The organism is Methylibium sp., assembly GCF_965279545.1.
Taxonomy (GTDB): domain Bacteria; phylum Pseudomonadota; class Gammaproteobacteria; order Burkholderiales; family Burkholderiaceae_C; genus Methylibium.
Genome location: NZ_OZ257250.1, coordinates 3,012,168 through 3,028,129, shown reverse-complemented (window position 1 = coordinate 3,028,129; position 15,962 = coordinate 3,012,168). Strand labels below are relative to the sequence as shown.

The following is a 15,962-nucleotide window of genomic DNA, read 5'->3' as shown; positions in this document are numbered from 1 at the left end:
GGCGGCGAGAGGCCGTGCGGCGGCGGACCGCCCGACGGTCAGGGTTTGATGAGCTTGTGTTCGAGCAGTTTGCGCCGCAACGTGTTGCGGTTGATGCCCAGCCACTCGGCGGCGCGCGACTGGTTGCCCTCGGCGTGCTGCATCACCACGTCGAGCATCGGCTTCTCGACGACCTGCAGGACCATGTCGTAGATGTTGCGCGGCTCGGCGCCGCGCAGGTCCTTGAAGTAGGCATCGAGGCTCTCTCGAATGCACGCGTCGATGTGCTTCTTGGTCATGCGGCCTCTTGTTCGAAGGAGGGCTCGAGGGCTTGCGCTTGCGGGAGCCGCTCGTGCCCGATGCCGAGCGCATCGAAGAAATCGCCGACGGCGGCGAGTTGCGCCTCGCAGCTCTCCAGCGTGTTCATGCGGGCGCGGAACAGCGCGCCGCCTGGCAGGGTGTGCACTGCCCAGCCGATGTGCTTGCGCGCGGTGCGCACGCCGGCGTATTCGCCGTAGAGCCCGTAGTGATCGTGCAGGTGTTCGATCAGCCACGCTTTCGCCTGTGCCGTCTTCGGCGCGGGAAGCTGCGTGCCGGTGGCGAGGAAGTGCGCGATCTCGCGGAAGATCCACGGCCGCCCTTGCGCGGCGCGGCCGATCATCACCGCGTCGGCCCCGGTCGCGGCGAACACCTCGCGCGCCTTGCGCGGGCTGTCGATGTCGCCGTTGGCAACGACCGGCACGCGCACGGCCGCCTTCACCGCCGCAACCGTGTCGTACTCGGCCCGGCCGCCGTAGCCCTGCTCGCGGGTGCGGCCATGCACCGTGAGCATCGCGACGCCCAGCGCTTCGGCGCCGCGCGCCAGCGCGACCGCGTTGCGATCCTGCGCGCTCCAGCCGGTGCGCATCTTCAGCGTCACCGGCACACCGTGCGGTGCGCAGGCGGTGACCACGGCCTCGACGATGCGCAGCGCCAGCGACTCGTCACGCATCAGTGCCGAGCCGGCCCACACATTGCACACCTTCTTGGCTGGGCAGCCCATGTTGATGTCGATCACCTGCGCGCCGCGGTCGATGTTGTAGGCGGCGGCCTCGGCCATCATCAGCGGCTCGGTGCCGGCGATCTGCACCGCGATCGGCGCGACCTCGCCTTCGTGGTTGGCGCGGCGCGAGGTCTTCAGGCTGTGCCAGAGGTCCTTGCGCGAGGTGACCATCTCGCTGACCGCGTAGCCGGCGCCGAGACGCTTGCACAGCTGCCGAAACGGCCGGTCGGTGACGCCCGCCATCGGCGCCGCGAACAGCCGGTTCGGAAGCTCGATCGAGCCGATGCGCAGGGGGGACACGGAAGGCGGTGTGCTTAAAAAGAGGGCAGAGTATAGCGGTCCGACCCGGGCCGATTTTCAATCGCCGGCGGCGCGGCATGCTGCGCTGCATCGACAATCCCGGTCGATGGAAACGTGGCTCGAATCACTGCTCTCGCTGCTGGCGCTGCCGAAGTTCGGCCTGAGCACGGTGTTCGTCGTTGCCTTCATTTCGGCGACGCTGCTGCCTTTCGGTTCGGAGCCGGCGGTGTTCGGCCTGGTGAAGCTCGACCCGCAGCTGTTCTGGCCGGCCGTGCTGGTGGCATCGGTCGGCAACACGCTGGGCGGCGCGTTGACATGGTGGATGGGCTATGGCGCCGAACGCGCCTACGAGCGCGTGAAGCACAAGCCGGCCGAAGCGCGCGTGCTGAAGTGGCTCGAGCGCTTCGGCCCCAAGGCCTGTCTGCTCAGCTGGTTGCCGGTGGTCGGCGATCCGCTGTGCGCGGTGGCCGGCTGGCTGCGGCTGCCGTTCTGGCCCTGCGTGCTCTACATGGCCGTTGGCAAGTTCGCGCGCTACCTCACGGTGACGGCGTTGCTGCTGTGGGTGCTGCCGGGGCAGTTCCACCCCTGACGGCGTCTCCCTATCACTGCATCAGGCGGCTCGCTTGCGCGGAGCGGCTCGCGTGGTGGTCGTCCCACGGAGAGCGGAGGCCTTGGCAGCGGTCTTCGCCGGCGCGGCCTTCTTGCGGGCCGGTGCCTTCGACAGTTTGGCCACCTGGGCGCTCAGCGCGTCGACGCGTTTGATCAGCGTGTCGAGGTCCTTGCCCGACGGCACGCCGAGCTTGCCCAGCGCCTTGGCGACGCGGTCCTCGAAGATCGACTCGAGCTTGTCCCACTGCTGACCTGCCCGGGTCTGCACGTCGTCGGACAGTCGTGTCATCTTGCTGCTCACCTCGCCGAGTTTCTCCTCGGCCGCGGCCTGGGTTTTGCGCTGGATCGAGACGCCTTCCTTGACCAGTGTCTCGAACACCTTGCTGCCTTCGCCCTGCGCCTTGGCGAACGCGCCGAGACCGGCCTGCCAGATCTGCTGGGCGGAGTCCTTCACCGAGTTCGCGAACTGGTTGTCGAACAGGTGAGCCATCGAGGGTGCGCCGGAGGTGCTCATCTTGTCGGCGAGTTTCTGCAGCTTCTTGACCATGCTTGTCTTCCTCGAGAGTGCGTTGCAGCGCTCCCCGTGAAGCAAGCGCCCTGATCACTATAGGAGCACTCCCTAGGAGCCGCAGCCTAAAACGCCGAGAAAGTACCGGGCGCGGCACACGCCGACGATCGGGCCGACGAAGACATGCCGCAAGCGAGCGACGCGGGTGCTGCTCAGTGCGCGTGACCGGCGCTCGGCGGCTGCGCCGCCCGAGCGCCGCGGCAGCGGTTGATCTCGATCGACACATGCGCCAGGCTCGGCAATCCCTGCAGTCGGGCGCGGTAGTGGTCGGCCGCCAGGGGCTCGTCGGCCACCAGCGTCGCCTGGCAGGCGAAGCGCGCATCGCCGACGCGCCACAGGTGCAGGTCGGCCACGCGGGCGTCGCCGTCCGATTCCAGCCGCTCGCGCACCTGGCCGGCGAGCGGGTCGTCCATCTCGCGGTCGAGCAGGATCTTCGCGGTCTGGCGCAGCAGTCCGAGAGACCAGGCCGCGATCAGCGCCGCCCCCAGCAGCCCGACCAGCGGGTCCATCCAGGTCCAGCCGGCGAGCTTGCCGGTCAGCAGCGCGCCGATCGCCAGCACGGACGTGGCGGCGTCGGCCAGCACGTGCAGGTAGGCGGCCCGCAGGTTCAGGTCCTTGCCGTGTTCGTGTTCATCCTGACGGGCGTGCGCGTGCTCGCCGTGGTGGGCGGCATGCCCATCGTGGTGGTGATCGTGGTCGTGGTCGTGTCCGCCGTGAGGGTGCGCATGCCCGCCATGCAGCAGTCTTGCGCACGCGGCATTGACCAGCAGCCCGATCACGGCAACGACGAGGGATTCGTCGTAGGACACCGGCTCCGGCGCCCACAAGCGCAGGCCCGACTCGAGCGCGATGCCGATCGCCACCACGCCGAGCAGCACCGCGCTCGTGTAGGCGCCCAGCACCTCGACCTTCCAGGGGCCGAGCGAGAAGCGGGCATCGCCGGCCCAGCGCCGCGCCAGTGCGTAGCTCAGCGCGGCCACGCCGATGGCTGCCGCATGCGTGCCCATGTGCCAGCCGTCGGCCAGCAGCGCCATCGAATGCCACCACCAGCCGGCAGCGATCTCGGCCACCATCATCGCGAGCGTGATCGCGATCACCCAGCGCGTGCGCCGTTCAGCGGCGCCGCGGTCGGCGGCATAGTCGTGGCGGTGCTGCCAAGGGCTGAGGTCGTGGGTGTGCATGGGCGTTAGCTTATCCGCCCGCGGCCGGACCGCACGGCCGATGGGCTCACGGTCCCGGGCGGTGCGGCACGGTCGATGTCACCTGGCGACTTCGATCGACGTCACCGTGTAAGCGCCGTTGATCTTGTCTGCCGTGAAGCGCACCTTGTCGCCGGCCTTCACCTTGGCCAGCAGCGCCGGGTCGCTGACCTGGAACACCATACTCATCGGGGGTATGTCGAGGTTCTTGATCTCGCCGTGCTTGAGCGTGATCTTCTTCTGCGCGGCATCGACCTTGCGCACCTCGCCGTCGGTCGTGGTCTGGGCGTGCGCCAGCATGGCGGTCGCGGCGAGCATCAGGGCGCTCAGGCGGTGCTCCATGTCGATCACTCCTTGGTCTTCGGTGCGGCGACGACGACGATCCGCCGGGGGGCGATCGAGAAACCACCGACCGTGCGGCGCTCCGGTGTCATGCGCGAGGGCTGCGCCGGGTGGTACGGCGCATTGGAGCAAAAGTATGCGCCAGACCAGGCGGGCGACGGTGCGAAAAGTTCCGCCCGTACCCGCCCGCACCGATGTCAGACTGGGGCGAACCCTAGAATGCGGCCCGATCGCCTCTGAGTCCGGAGAACCCGCCATGGCCCCCCACGCTCCCGCTGCTGCGTCCGACCCGCTGACCATCTCGCCGCGCGACAAGGCCGAGATCCTGGCCCAGGCGCTGCCCTACATCCGCAAGTTCCACGGCAAGACGCTGGTCATCAAGTACGGCGGCAACGCGATGACCGACCCGGCGCTGCAGCAGGACTTCGCCGAGGACATCGTGCTGCTCAAGCTGGTGGGCATGAACCCGGTCGTGGTCCATGGCGGCGGGCCGCAGATCGACGAGGCGCTCTCCCGTCTGGGCAAGAAGGGCACCTTCATCCAGGGCATGCGCGTGACCGACGAGGAGACGATGGAGGTCGTCGAGTGGGTGCTCGGCGGTGAGGTGCAGCAGGACATCGTCGGCCTGATCAACGCGGTGGGCGGCAAGGCGGTCGGTCTGACCGGCCGCGATGGCGGCATGATCCGGGCGCGCAAGCTGAAGATGGTCGACAAGGACGATCCCAGCATCGAGCACGACGTCGGCCAGGTCGGCGAGATCACGGCCATCGACCCGGCGGTCGTCAAGGCGTTGCAGGACGACCAGTTCATCCCGGTGATCAGCCCGATCGGCTTCGGCGAGCACAACGAGAGCTACAACATCAACGCCGACATGGTGGCGAGCAAGCTGGCCACCGTGCTGCAGGCCGAGAAGCTGATGCTGCTGACCAACACGCCGGGCGTGCTCGACAAGGCCGGCAAGCTGCTGACCAACCTCAGTGCGCGCGAGATCGACGAGCTGTTCGCCGACGGCACCATCAGCGGCGGCATGCTGCCGAAGATCGCCGGCGCGCTGGACGCCGCCAAGAGCGGCGTCAACGCAGTGCACATCATCGACGGGCGGGTGCCGCACGCGATGCTGCTGGAGATCCTGAGCGATCAGGCCTACGGCACCATGATCCGTTCGCACTGAGAGCGGATCATGGGGACGCCGCTTGGTCCGCTGACGATGCTCCGCCCTCGCTGAGCCGTGGGCAGGACACACCCGGCCCACCGCCGGGCCGCGCCGCCGCGCCGCCGCGCGCGCGGCGGCTCCGTGACGTGGCTGTTCGATCTCGACAACACGCTGCACGATGCCTCGCACGCCTTCGGCTTGCTCGACGAGGCGATGAACGACTACATCGCGCGCGAGCTCCGGGTCGGTGCGGCGCGGGCCGATTTCCTGCGGCGCGACTACTGGCGCCGATTCGGCGCGACGCTGCTCGGCCTGGAGCGGCATCACGGCATCCGCGCTGCCCACTTTCTGGAGCACACGCACCGCCTGCCGGGCCTGGAGGAGCGTTTGCGAGGCAATGCCCGGGATCGGGCCGCGCTGCGGGCCTTGCCCGGGCGCAAGTTCGTGCTGACCAATGCGCCCGCCCACTACGCCAAGCGAGTGTTGACGGCCCTCGATCTCGCGGATTGCTTCGAGGGGATCATCAGCATCGAAGGCATGCGCCTGTTCGGGCAGCTGCGTCCCAAGCCCGATGCGCGCATGTTCCGCGTGGTGCTGGCGCGGCTGCAACTGCGGCCAACGCAGTGCGTGCTGGTCGAAGACACGCTGGCCCACCAACGTGCCGCTCGGGCCGTGGGCTTGCGCTGCGTGTGGATGCAGCGATATTTGTGGCGCAATGCGCATGGACCCGAAGTAGGTGCGCGCTTGCGTCGAAAGCCCGCCTATGTGTATGCAAGAATTCGTTCGCTTCAGAAGTTAAGAGCCCTCTTCCTGCCAGCCTGAGCGCATGTCCGACACGCCGACCCCCGAGCCGCTGGATCCCGCTGTCGACGCGCCTGCCGAGGCGGTCGCCGGTGCGGCGCCGGTGCGCAAGCGCCCCAAGCCGGGTGAGCGCCGCATCCAGATCCTGCAGACGCTGGCGGCGATGCTCGAACAGCCGGGGGCCGAACGCATCACCACCGCTGCGCTGGCGGCCAGGCTCGATGTCAGCGAAGCCGCGCTCTACCGGCATTTCGCCAGCAAGGCGCAGATGTTCGAGGGCTTGATCGAGTTCATCGAGAGCAGCGTGTTCACGCTGGTGAATCAGATCGCCGAGCGCGACGTCGATCCGCGCGAGCAGGTGCACAAGATGCTCACGGTGCTGCTGCAGTTCGGCGAACGGAACCCGGGCATGTCGCGCGTGATGGCGGGTGACGCGCTGGTGTTCGAGAACGAGCGCCTGACCGCACGGATGAACCAGTTCTTCGATCGTTTCGAGTCGCAGCTGCGCCAGAGCCTGCGCACGCTCGCCGAGGCCAGCGGCTCACAGACGCCGACCGTCGATGCCCAGGCCCAGGCGTCCGTCCTGGTGAGCTTCGTCCTCGGTCGGCTGCAGCGTTACGCGCGCTCCGGCTTCAAACGCCTGCCGAGCGAGCATCTCGACGCGGCCCTGCGCCAACTCGTCGGCTGAGCCGGTCGGCCGCGAAGAGGGCGGCAGGCCCTCTAAACTCGGCGGCCATGAATCCAGAATTCCTGTCCCTGATGGCGCACGCCGAGCGTGTGCTGTCCCGCCTCGACACCCTGCTGCCAGGGCCCGGCGCGCGTGCCGTGCATGCACCCGACTGGGCCGCGTCCATCGCGTTTCGCTACCGCCGGCGCGGGGCCTCCGTGTTCGGGGGCGGCTGGCTCGAGCCGGTTCGTCATGTGGCGCCGATCCGTCTGTCCGGCCTGAAGGAGGTCGAGCCCCAGAAGGAGCGCCTGGTGCGCAACACCGAGCAGTTCGTCGCAGGGCGGTCCGCGAACAACGTGCTGCTGACGGGTGCGCGCGGGACCGGCAAGTCGTCCTTGGTGAAGGCCTGCCTGAACGAATTCGCGCCGCGCGGCTTGCGGCTGATCGAGGTCGACAAGGCCGACCTGGTCGACCTGCCCGACATCGTCGATCTGGTGGCGGACCGCGCCGAGCGCTTCCTGGTGTTCTGCGACGACCTCAGCTTCGATGAGGGCGAACCCGGTTACAAGGCGCTGAAGTCCATCCTCGACGGCTCGGTGGCGCAGTCCAGCGACAACGTGCTGATCGTGGCGACCTCCAACCGGCGGCACCTGCTGCCGGAGTACATGAAGGAGAACCTCAGCTACCAGCACACCGAGGACGGCGAGGTGCATCCGGGCGAAGTGGTGGAGGAGAAGATTTCCCTTTCCGAGCGCTTCGGGCTGTGGATCAGCTTCTACCCGTTCAGCCAGGGCGAGTACCTGGCGATCGTCGCGCAATGGCTGAGCGCCTTTGGCGTGGACACCGAGGCCATCGCCGCGGCGCGCCCCGAAGCCCTGGTCTGGGCGCTCGAGCGAGGCTCCCGCTCGGGTCGGGTGGCATGGCAGTTCGCGCGCGACTACGCCGGGCGCAGCGGTGCCGGCACGGGAGAGCAGGCGTGAGCGAGCGCACCCCGGTCGATGTGGCGGTGGGGGTCCTGTTCGACCCGCAAGGCCGCTTCCTGATGACCTCGCGGCCCGAGGGCAAGGTCTACGCCGGTTACTGGGAGTTCCCGGGCGGCAAGCTGGAGGTCGGAGAGACGGTCGAGCAGGCGCTGCGCCGCGAGCTGCACGAAGAACTGGGCATCTGCATCGGTGCCGCGCAGCCGTGGAAGGTGGAACTGGTCGAGTATCCGCACGCCCGCGTCAGGCTGCATTTCTGCAAGGTGCATGCGTGGAGCGGCGACCTGGTGATGCGTGAGCAGCAATCGGCGCGTTGGCAGGAACTGCCGGTCGAAGTGTTCCCGGTGTTGCCCGGCACCGTGCCGGTATTGACCTGGCTGGCCCAGGATCAGCAGTTCTCGGGAAAAACCCACACTGCATAGGCAGTACGCGTTGGTGCGAGCGAGCGCCGATGTCCGGGCGGGTGAAGCTCCCTCAGCACTCAGTCGGCGGCTGGGTTGCTGCATCGGCGGCAGCAAGGTTCACGGGCAGTTCGCTCAGCTCGGCCACGTCGAGGCCTGTGCGCAAGTCCCAGGAAGAGTCGAAACAGCTCCCGTCGCGGCTGCCATTGGCTTCCGTTTCGACCATGCTGTTGGCCGGCCCGGCGTGAGGTGCCGGCGAGCACCCATGGGGTTTGGCCGACTTTCCTGAACTGACGAGCGTCATGTGAACTCTCCCAACTGTGGCGCCTGCGGTGGGTGCCTCCGGTTGAAAGTGTCAGCGCGGGGCAGCGGCCCGCCCATCCCTCACGGTTGGGATGCGGGGCTCAAGGGGCCTGCGGCGATGACGATTCGTCATCACCGTCCACCGGTGGCGAGGCTTCGACACGGTAGCGTTCGTTGGCCCAGGCGCCGAGGTCGCCGTTCTTGCAACGTTCGCTGCAAAACGGCCGGTAGGGGTTGGCGGGGGCGAACTCGCTGCGCTGACCACAGCCGGGGCAGCGCACGATGCGGGGCGAAATGCCGGGCCCGGAGTTCATGAACACAGGGTGAGCTCGAAGCTCGCGTCATCGCCGCAGGGCCGAAGGCGGCCTTCGTTGTCCTGGCGCATCAGGCGGATAGACACCATCAGCCGGTGGCCGCTGATCTCCGGCACCAATCCTGGCGAATCGGTCAGGCGCACACGCAGCAGACTGAAACTGCGCCCCGGTGGCAGGCTTTGCTGGTACTGGCCGGCCGCCGCGAACACCATGTGGGGACTGCCCGATTCGCGCAACAGGGCCAGCAGCACCTTCAGGGCTTCGGCCAGCGGCAGCAGCGTGGCCATCCAGCGCTGCAGATCGCCCTTGCGCAGGTCGACGCTCTCGTGCTGCCAGGCGTAGTAGCCCGGCAGATCGAACTCGCAGGTGCCGCCGGGGATGCTGATCCGGCTGCGGATGCCCATCAGCCATTCGTTGGTGGTCAGCGCATGGCCGGCCTTGCCGGGCAACTGGTTCAGGGTGGCGAACGACTCGTCGATGCGCGAAATCACCTGGTCGAGCGCGGCTTCGGAGATCGACGGGTTGCCGCGGTACTGCGCGAGCTGCGTCTTGTGGCGCTCCAGATCCTTGAGGAGGTCGCTCTTCAGGTCGGCCCGTGAGGCGACATCCATGATCTCGAAGATCGTCGCAATGGCGAAGTGGTGGTCGATTGCCGCTTCACGATCGGCCAGCACCTCGAGCCGCTCGAACAGGTGCTCGAGGCGCAGCATCGTGCGGATGCTTTCATTCAAAGGGTACTCGTAGAGGATCAAGGTGGCCCACCTGAGCGCTGCAACGCGGCTGATTGTTCCACAGGGCGCCGGCCTTGCCCGCGCATGGCTTCAGCGCCGTTCGATCCAATGCGTCCAGAGCGCTTCGACCGCCAGCTGCAATGCGTCGAGCGTGTCACGACGGTTGTCGATGACGGCGTCGGCTGCGGCCCGCCGGGCTTCACGCGTCGCCTGCTGCACGATCACTCGCCTGACTTCGTCATGCGTCCAGTGCGACCGCCGCACGACGCGCTCGATCTGGACTTCCACGGGACAGTCGACCACGAGCACCCGGTCGACGCGGTCGCGCCAATGGCCGGATTCGACCAGCAAGGGCACGTCGAAGACGATGCAGGGACCGGTGTTTCCCCGGGCCGCGAGATCCTCTGTTCCAGCGCGGATCAACGGATGCAGGATGGCCTCGAGCTGCACGCGCGCCACGGGATCGGTGAACGCCCGCTCTCGCATCCAGGCGCGATCGAGGCCGCCTTGCGCATCGATGCAGTCCGGGCCGAAGTGCGCACGCAGCGCCGGCACGGCGCCTCCCCCTGGAGCGGCGAGCGAACGCGCGATGGCGTCGGTGTCGATCAGCAGGGCGCCGCGCCGCGCCAGCAGCGCAGCGACCGTGCTCTTGCCGCTGCCGATGCCGCCGGTGAGGCCGATGCGCAGTGCCGCGCGGTCGGTGCCCATCGAAACTCAGGCCCAGCCGAGCCAGCCCATCACGCGCTCCGAGCCGGCATACAGCACCACCAGTCCGGCGCCGGCCAGGAACGGACCGAAGGGCACGTAGCGTCCTTCGTGCAGCGCGCCGCCGAACTTCATCGCGATGCCGACGATGGCGCCGATCAGCGAAGCCGCGAGCACGATGGGCAGCAGCATCTGCCATCCGAGCCAGGCGCCGAGGGCGGCCAGCAGCTTGAAGTCGCCCGCGCCCATGCCTTCCTTGCCCGTGGTGAGCTTGAACAGCCAGTACACCGACCACAGCGACAGGTAGCCGAACACGGCCCCCCACACCGCCGTCGTGAGTGGCAGCGTCCAGCCGAGCGCGGCGGCCACCAGTCCGGCCCAGAGCAAGGGCAGCGTGAGGTTGTCCGGCAGCAGCGTCGTGTCCCAGTCGATGCCGGACAGCGCCAGCAGGATGGCGACGAACGCACACCAGATCAGGGCTGTCGGCTGCGCACCAAAGCGCCAGCCCAGCAGCGCGAACAGCAGTGCGGTCGCGATTTCGAGCAGCGGGTAGCGCACGGAGATCGGCGTCTTGCAGGCCGAGCAGCGGCCCCGCAGCGCCAGCCAGCTGAGCACCGGGATGTTCTCGAACCAGCGGATGCGGTGGCCGCACTGGGGGCAGCGCGAGGCCGGCTTGGCCAGCGTGAGTTCCGGCACCTCCGGGAGGGTGGTGCCCAGCAGCTCGGCACTCTCGAGTCGCCACGCCTGCTCCATCATCCGGGGCAGGCGGTGAACGACGACATTGAGGAAGCTGCCGATGCACAGGCCCAACAGGCCCAGCGTCCAGGGCGACAGCAGCGCGCCCTGCAGGTCAGGCGACATGCCGCGGGAGCGTGCTCAGACCACCTGGCCGAGCTTGAAGATCGGCAGGTACATCGAGACGACGATGCCGCCGATGATGGTGCCCAGCACGACGATGATGATCGGTTCGAGCAGGCTCGACAGGCCCTTCACCGCCTCGTCGACCTCGGCCTCGTAGAACTCGGCAGACTTGGCGAGCATGTGGTCGAGTGCGCCGGACTCCTCGCCGATGGCCGCCATCTGCAGGACCATGACGGGGAAGATGCCGGTTGCCTGCATCGACGTCGTCAGTGCCGTGCCGGTGGAAACATCCTTCTGGATCTGCTCGGTGGCTTCCGCGAACACGGCATTGCCCGAGGCGCCGCCGACCGAATCGAGTGCCTCGACCAGCGGCACGCCGGCCGCGAACATCGTGGCGAGCGTGCGCGTCCAGCGCGCGACGGCCGACTTGTAGATCAGGTCGCCGAACACCGGCACCTTCAACAGCAGCCGGTCCATGGTTTTTTGCATCTTCTCCGACCGCTTCCAGGACTCGAAGAAGAAATAGGTGCCGCCGATGATGACGCCGAAGATCAGCCACCAGTAGTGGACAAAGACCTCCGACATGCCCATCACCAGCAGCGTCGGTGCAGGCAGATCGGCGCCGAAGGACGTGAAGACTTCCTTGAACGCCGGGATCACGAAGATCATGATCACCGCGACGACCACGAAGGCGACCACCAGCACGGCGACCGGGTAGATCAGCGCCGACTTGATCTTGCGCTTGATCTCGAGGGTCTTCTCCTGGTAGACGGCCAGCCGCTCGAGCAGCGTTTCCAGGATACCCGCCGCTTCACCGGCCTCGACCAGGTTGCAGTACAGCGCGTCGAAGTACAGGGGATGCTTGCGGAACGCCGACGACAGGCTGGTGCCGGTCTCGATGTCGGAGCGGATGTCCGTCAGCAGTTTGGTCACGCGCGGGTTGGTGCTGCCACGCGCCACGATGTCGAAGGACTGCAGCAGCGGGACGCCGGCGCGCATCATCGTCGCGATCTGGCGCGTGAAGATCGCGATGTCCTTCTGCTTGATGGACTTGCCGCCGCTCATGCGGCGCTTCTTCACCTTGTTGACGAGAATGCCCTGACGGCGCAGCGAAGCGCTGACGACGGACTCGCCACCGGCGCGCATCTCGCCACGGACGACCTTGCCGTTCTTGTCCTTGCCTTCCCACTCGAAGACGAATTCCTTGATGTCTCTCGCCGAAGCCGTTGCTGCTGTGGCCATGGTGTCTCCGACTCTCCCTGACGACTGTTGGGCTTACTCGTTCGTGACCGAGATCACTTCTTCCAGCGTGGTCGCGCCGTTCCTGACCTTGATCAGCCCGGACTGACGCAGATCGCGCACGCCTTCGCGTTGTGCTTGCTTCGCGATGTCGACCGCGTTGCCCTGCGACAGGATGATGCGCTGGATCTCCTCGCTGATCGGCATGACCTGGTAGATGCCAACCCGCCCCCGGTAGCCGTTGCTGCAACTGGAGCAGCCGACGGCACGGTAAGGCTTCCAGCTGCCGTCCAGATCCGCTTCGACGAAGCCGGCACGAAGCAAGGCCTCGCGAGGGTAATCGGCCGGCGCCTTGCAGTTCTCGCAGAGTTTGCGCGCCAAGCGTTGCGCCGTGATCAGGATCACGCTCGATGCGATGTTGAAGGGCGCCACACCCATGTTCATCAGGCGCGTCAGCGTGGTGGGCGCATCGTTGGTGTGCAGCGTGCTCATCACCATGTGCCCCGTCTGCGCTGCCTTGATGGCGATGTCGGCGGTATCGAGATCGCGAATTTCGCCGACCATGATGATGTCCGGGTCCTGGCGCAGGAAGGCCTTCAGCGCGACCGAGAAATTCAGGCCCGCCTTGTCGTTGACGTTGACCTGGTTGACGCCCGGCAGGTTGATTTCGGCCGGATCCTCGACGGTCGAGATGTTCACGCCGGGCTGGTTCAGGATGTTCAGGCAGGTGTACAGCGACACGGTCTTGCCGGAGCCGGTCGGCCCGGTCACGAGCACCATGCCGTAGGGCCGCTTGATGGCTTCCATCAGACGGTCCTTCTCGATTTTCTCGTACCCCAGCGCCTCGATGCCGAGCTTGGCGCTCGACGGGTCGAGGATACGGATCACGATCTTCTCGCCGAACAACGTGGGCAGCGTGCTGACGCGGAAGTCGATGGCCTTGCTGCCGAACTTCAGCTTCATGCGGCCGTCCTGCGGCACGCGCTTCTCGGCGATGTCGAGCCGAGAGATCACCTTGATGCGAGACTCGAGCTTGTCCTTGATGGCGATCGGCGGCTGGGTGATCTCGCGCAACTCGCCGTCGACCCGGAAACGGACCCGGTAGTTGTATTCGAAGGGCTCGAAGTGCAGATCGGATGCGCGCGCGTTGATCGCATCGATCAGCATCTTTTGCAGGAAGCGGACGACCGGCGCATCCTCGACATCGGTGGTGACGTCCGCGGTTTCAACCGCGCCGGTATCTTCCTCGGTGACATCGAACTCGAAGTCGCCGGCCACCAGCGATTCGAGCGACTCGCTGGCCGTCGTCGTGGCGGCATCGACGAGCCTCGAGAGCTTGTCGTGCTCGACGATGACCCATTCGGGGGTCAGCTGCGTTGCAAACTTGATGCGCTCGGCAGCCTCCTGGTCGGTGGGGTCGGCCCCGGCGATGAAAAGGCGGTTGCCGCGTTTGCCCAGTACGAGCACCTGGTACTGTGTCGCCAGCTTGGCGTCGATCACGTTGCGGGGCAAGCGCTGCGGATCGACCGCTGCCAGATCGAGCAGGGGCATCGCCAGCACGCTGGAGAGCGTGTGCGCGAGATCCGACGGATTGACGGCGCCGGCGCTCAGGACCGCCGAAATGAAGCTGCGCTTCTGTTCCTTGGCGCTGCGGACGAGATCTTCAGCCGTCTTGACGCTGAGCTTGCCGGCGTGCACGAGCACGCGTGCAACACCGGACAGCGAACTCTGCGGGGCGTCGGCAAGGGTATCCACAGGGCAATCGGCGAAGTCTGGGCTGCAACCGGTTCATGATCGCCGATTCACGCGGCCCTGTAAACGATCGGAATCCGTGGATGTGAGCATCCACCACGCTATGCCGTGCAGACACCACGACATTGGCACGTCGCCCAGCTGCAACGGCAGTCGGCGTGAGAGGGTCCAGCCCTCCGGACCCTGCGTCCCGAACAAGCCGACGCAGCGCCAGAGTCGCAGGCACCGAAGTGCCTGCTTCCGGAAAGCCGGCAGGTTAGCACAGGCGTTTCGGGGTTTCCGTCCGTCTCCAGGGGTTCGGCGAAGCAATCCGGGCGCGCAGATCTCGAGCGGGCAAGCCGGTCCTTCGGGGGGCGTGTCAGGCCGGCTCGCGGGACACCAGCTTGTGCGTGGCCGACGGCAGCGTCGGGGACAGGCTTCTCCGCGGCACATGGGCGTCGGCGTTCCGGAACACCCGTTCGCGCGCGGGCATCGGTGCCGCCAAGAAGTCCCCGTACGAGCGGATCAGCAGCGCGCGGTAGCACCGGTACAGCGCCTGTTCGTTGTCGGCCGGCAGCTCGGGCTCCTGGCGGATGTACTGGAAGAAGCGTTTGAGGAGGTGCGGGCGGCGCGTGTCGACGACATGCGTGTCGTACGGCACCGCGAAGAAGTCGAGAAAGTCCTCGGCCGAGGACAGCTCGCGCAGGCGCTGGGCCAGTTCGTTCATGGCGTGGTTTCTCCGAACACGGGTTGGGCGCAGCTGTCATCGCAGTCGTGACAGGGCGTGCCTTCGATCTGCGAAGGCGCTCCGCGCAATGCCACCATCTCGCGCTCGAGGTTGGCAATGCGATCCAGCAGACAACCGATGGCCTTGCCCACCGGGTCGGGGACGAGGTGGTGCGCGAGGTCGATGCCGTGCGGGGCGCTGCGCTGGTGGCGTGGCACGACCACGCGCCCGGGGATGCCCACCACGGTGGCGCCTGCGGGCACCTCGTCGATCACCACCGAGTTGGCGGCCACGCGTGCCCGGTCGCCGATGGTGATGGGGCCGAGCACCTTGGCGCCCGCGCCCACCACGACGCCATCGCCCAGCGTCGGGTGGCGCTTGCCGGCGCGCCCGCTGGTGCCGCCGAGCGTGACACCGTGGTACAGCGTTGCGTCGTCGCCGATCTCGGCGGTCTCGCCGATCACGACACCGGCACCGTGGTCGATGAAGAAGCGCCGACCGATGCATGCGCCGGGGTGGATGTCCACCCCGGTCGCGGCGCGCGCCAGGAACGACAGCAGGCGCGGCAGGTAGCGCCAACCGTGCTGCCACAAGGCGTGCGCAACGCGGTGGGCCGCCACGGCGTGCACGCCGGGGTAGAGGGTCCAGACTTCGAAGCGCGAGCGTGCCGCGGGATCGCGTTCGACCACGCATGCCACGTCCTCGCGCAGCGTGCGCCAGATGCCGGGCCGGCGTTCTGGCGCTGGCGGTGTCTTGGCGGGTGCGGCGGGTGCGAGCACGGCCAGGTCTTCGCGCTTCATGAGGGCCGCCCCTCGGGCATGGTGGCTTCGAGGCGGAAGTACAGCGGTCCGGCCGCCGGGGGCGCGCATTCGGCCGGTGTCGCGTGAGCGCAGCTGGGCTCGATCAAGCGGCCGGGTTCGAGGGTCACCACCGGCAGCCCGGGCCCGGAGCGCCCGGCGCCGAAATGCCCACTTCCCTTTCGGGCACGCCGGCTTCCGGCAGCGCGCGCGATGGCGCATTCCTCTTCGATGACGAAGGCCGCGCCGGCGGTTTGTTCGCCGGCGCGCAAGCTCATGTTGCAGATGATCGCCGCGGGCTGCATGGCATCACTCGTGGGGGTCGATGCAGCGACTCCGCAAGCACTGTGCCATGCACGGAAGACACTCTGGAAATCGTGCAAAGCCTTGATTCCATGCGGCTTTGCAGGGTGTTGGCGGACGCCGGGCGGGGGCTGCGTTGCCGGGCCTGTCGGCTTTGTGCCGTTTGCCACACGGGCGCTTCATGACGGGCCCGAGAGCCCCGGAATGCTC

The 15,962-nt window shown here is 67.5% G+C and carries 21 protein-coding genes; 6 read left to right on the top strand and 15 right to left on the bottom strand.

Translation table 11 applies throughout. From position 1 onward, the window contains the following. Nucleotides 1-38: 38 nt before the first annotated feature. Together ACQY9S_RS14195 and dusB are read right to left on the bottom strand one after the other, a co-directional pair. Entirely contained in the window at nt 39-278 is a 240-nt protein-coding gene (locus ACQY9S_RS14195; RefSeq protein ID WP_428420403.1) for a Fis family transcriptional regulator, read from the bottom strand. Further along, the gene (gene dusB, locus ACQY9S_RS14190; RefSeq protein WP_428425759.1) at nt 275-1,312 is read right to left on the bottom strand and encodes a tRNA dihydrouridine synthase DusB; all 1,038 of its coding nucleotides are present in this window, start codon (nt 1,310-1,312) and stop codon (nt 275-277) included. The genes ACQY9S_RS14195 and dusB overlap by 4 nt, the downstream gene beginning before the upstream one ends. Nucleotides 1,313-1,427: 115 nt before the next feature. Here dusB and ACQY9S_RS14185 point away from each other — a divergent pair, with 115 nt between their 5' ends. Beyond that, nucleotides 1,428-1,910: a YqaA family protein gene (locus tag ACQY9S_RS14185; RefSeq protein WP_428420401.1), complete on the top strand. Its 483-nt coding sequence runs from the start codon at nt 1,428-1,430 to the stop codon at nt 1,908-1,910. 21 nt (nt 1,911-1,931) lie between these two features. Here ACQY9S_RS14185 and ACQY9S_RS14180 read toward each other — a convergent pair whose 3' ends face one another. The 3 genes from ACQY9S_RS14180 to ACQY9S_RS14170 all read right to left on the bottom strand — a co-directional run bounded on the left by ACQY9S_RS14180 (nt 1,932) and on the right by ACQY9S_RS14170 (nt 4,039). Next, on the bottom strand, nt 1,932-2,477 hold the full coding sequence (locus ACQY9S_RS14180; protein WP_428420399.1) for a phasin family protein: 546 nt from the start codon (nt 2,475-2,477) through the stop codon (nt 1,932-1,934). Between the two features lie 173 nt (nt 2,478-2,650). Then, the gene (gene dmeF / locus ACQY9S_RS14175; protein ID WP_428420397.1) at nt 2,651-3,679 is read right to left on the bottom strand and encodes a CDF family Co(II)/Ni(II) efflux transporter DmeF; all 1,029 of its coding nucleotides are present in this window, start codon (nt 3,677-3,679) and stop codon (nt 2,651-2,653) included. 78 nt (nt 3,680-3,757) lie between these two features. Continuing rightward, nucleotides 3,758-4,039 carry a copper-binding protein gene (locus tag ACQY9S_RS14170; RefSeq protein ID WP_428420395.1) on the bottom strand — a complete coding sequence of 94 codons (282 nt, stop codon included), beginning with the start codon at nt 4,037-4,039 and terminating at the stop codon, nt 3,758-3,760. A 256-nt stretch (nt 4,040-4,295) separates the two neighbouring features. Between ACQY9S_RS14170 and argB the strand changes: the two genes are divergently transcribed. The 5 genes from argB (at nt 4,296) to ACQY9S_RS14145 (ending at nt 8,062) form a co-directional block, all read left to right on the top strand. Then, nucleotides 4,296-5,210: an acetylglutamate kinase gene (gene argB, locus ACQY9S_RS14165; protein WP_428420394.1), complete on the top strand. Its 915-nt coding sequence runs from the start codon at nt 4,296-4,298 to the stop codon at nt 5,208-5,210. A 123-nt stretch (nt 5,211-5,333) separates the two neighbouring features. Further along, nucleotides 5,334-6,014 carry an HAD-IA family hydrolase gene (locus tag ACQY9S_RS14160; protein ID WP_428420393.1) on the top strand — a complete coding sequence of 227 codons (681 nt, stop codon included), beginning with the start codon at nt 5,334-5,336 and terminating at the stop codon, nt 6,012-6,014. A 4-nt stretch (nt 6,015-6,018) separates the two neighbouring features. Further along, on the top strand, nt 6,019-6,681 hold the full coding sequence (gene slmA, locus ACQY9S_RS14155; RefSeq protein WP_428420391.1) for a nucleoid occlusion factor SlmA: 663 nt from the start codon (nt 6,019-6,021) through the stop codon (nt 6,679-6,681). 47 nt (nt 6,682-6,728) lie between these two features. Next, the gene (locus ACQY9S_RS14150) at nt 6,729-7,640 is read left to right on the top strand and encodes an ATP-binding protein (protein ID WP_428420390.1); all 912 of its coding nucleotides are present in this window, start codon (nt 6,729-6,731) and stop codon (nt 7,638-7,640) included. Next, entirely contained in the window at nt 7,580-8,062 is a 483-nt protein-coding gene (locus ACQY9S_RS14145) for an NUDIX domain-containing protein (protein ID WP_428420389.1), read from the top strand. Before ACQY9S_RS14150 ends, ACQY9S_RS14145 begins: the two co-directional genes overlap by 61 nt. Nucleotides 8,063-8,114: 52 nt before the next feature. On the opposite strand, the gene ACQY9S_RS14140 is transcribed toward ACQY9S_RS14145, so the two are convergent. The 10 genes from ACQY9S_RS14140 to ACQY9S_RS14095 all read right to left on the bottom strand — a co-directional run bounded on the left by ACQY9S_RS14140 (nt 8,115) and on the right by ACQY9S_RS14095 (nt 15,754). Continuing rightward, nucleotides 8,115-8,345, bottom strand: a complete 231-nt coding sequence (locus ACQY9S_RS14140; protein ID WP_428420387.1) for a hypothetical protein — start codon at nt 8,343-8,345, stop codon at nt 8,115-8,117. A gap of 100 nt (nt 8,346-8,445) precedes the next feature. After that, the gene (locus tag ACQY9S_RS14135) at nt 8,446-8,658 is read right to left on the bottom strand and encodes a DNA gyrase inhibitor YacG (RefSeq protein ID WP_428420385.1); all 213 of its coding nucleotides are present in this window, start codon (nt 8,656-8,658) and stop codon (nt 8,446-8,448) included. Continuing rightward, nucleotides 8,655-9,410 carry a cell division protein ZapD gene (gene zapD, locus ACQY9S_RS14130; protein ID WP_428420383.1) on the bottom strand — a complete coding sequence of 252 codons (756 nt, stop codon included), beginning with the start codon at nt 9,408-9,410 and terminating at the stop codon, nt 8,655-8,657. Before zapD ends, ACQY9S_RS14135 begins: the two co-directional genes overlap by 4 nt. A gap of 69 nt (nt 9,411-9,479) precedes the next feature. Beyond that, a complete protein-coding gene (gene coaE / locus ACQY9S_RS14125) occupies nt 9,480-10,097 on the bottom strand; it encodes a dephospho-CoA kinase (RefSeq protein ID WP_428420382.1) in 618 nt (205 codons plus the stop codon). 6 nt (nt 10,098-10,103) lie between these two features. After that, nucleotides 10,104-10,955 (bottom strand): prepilin peptidase, encoded by an 852-nt coding sequence (locus ACQY9S_RS14120; RefSeq protein WP_428420380.1) that lies wholly within the window; start codon nt 10,953-10,955, stop codon nt 10,104-10,106. A gap of 15 nt (nt 10,956-10,970) precedes the next feature. Continuing rightward, entirely contained in the window at nt 10,971-12,197 is a 1,227-nt protein-coding gene (locus ACQY9S_RS14115) for a type II secretion system F family protein (RefSeq protein ID WP_428420378.1), read from the bottom strand. A 33-nt stretch (nt 12,198-12,230) separates the two neighbouring features. Then, nucleotides 12,231-13,949: a type IV-A pilus assembly ATPase PilB gene (gene pilB, locus ACQY9S_RS14110; protein WP_428420376.1), complete on the bottom strand. Its 1,719-nt coding sequence runs from the start codon at nt 13,947-13,949 to the stop codon at nt 12,231-12,233. 355 nt (nt 13,950-14,304) lie between these two features. Continuing rightward, nucleotides 14,305-14,652, bottom strand: coding sequence for a nitrogenase-stabilizing/protective protein NifW (locus tag ACQY9S_RS14105; RefSeq protein ID WP_428420374.1), 348 nt, complete (start codon nt 14,650-14,652; stop codon nt 14,305-14,307). Further along, complete coding sequence (gene cysE, locus ACQY9S_RS14100) at nt 14,649-15,452, bottom strand: serine O-acetyltransferase (RefSeq protein WP_428420373.1); 804 nt, start codon at nt 15,450-15,452, stop codon at nt 14,649-14,651. Before cysE ends, ACQY9S_RS14105 begins: the two co-directional genes overlap by 4 nt. Continuing rightward, the gene (locus tag ACQY9S_RS14095) at nt 15,449-15,754 is read right to left on the bottom strand and encodes a hypothetical protein (protein WP_428420372.1); all 306 of its coding nucleotides are present in this window, start codon (nt 15,752-15,754) and stop codon (nt 15,449-15,451) included. Before ACQY9S_RS14095 ends, cysE begins: the two co-directional genes overlap by 4 nt. Nucleotides 15,755-15,962: the final 208 nt, after the last annotated feature.